The organism is Oceanospirillum linum, from assembly GCF_001995095.2.
Classification (GTDB): Bacteria; Pseudomonadota; Gammaproteobacteria; order Pseudomonadales; family Halomonadaceae; genus Oceanospirillum; species Oceanospirillum linum.
In genome coordinates this window covers 1-255 of the sequence record NZ_MTSD02000280.1, presented here as the reverse complement: position 1 = coordinate 255, position 255 = coordinate 1, and the positions used below count along the sequence as shown (strand labels likewise).

At 51.4% G+C, this 255-nt stretch carries 1 tRNA gene; it reads left to right on the top strand.

The annotated features are described in order from the left end of the window. Positions 1 to 8 precede the first annotated feature (8 nt). Positions 9 to 85 (top strand) — tRNA-Ile (locus BTA35_RS17645). The last annotated feature ends 170 nt before the right edge of the window (positions 86 to 255 follow it).

The following is a 255-nucleotide window of genomic DNA, read 5'->3' as shown; positions in this document are numbered from 1 at the left end:
CTGAACGTAGGCTTGTAGCTCAGCTGGTTAGAGCGCACCCCTGATAAGGGTGAGGTCGGTGGTTCAAGTCCACTCAGGCCTACCAATTTTGCGTGATACCTCGTTAAAGTATCTCTCGTATAGCAGGTTATACATCAAGATCCTTTGCCTTGTCTCACACAAAATACGGGTTCGCGACTCATTAGGTGTATACCGATATGGGGCTATAGCTCAGCTGGGAGAGCGCCTGCCTTGCACGCAGGAGGTCTGCGGTTC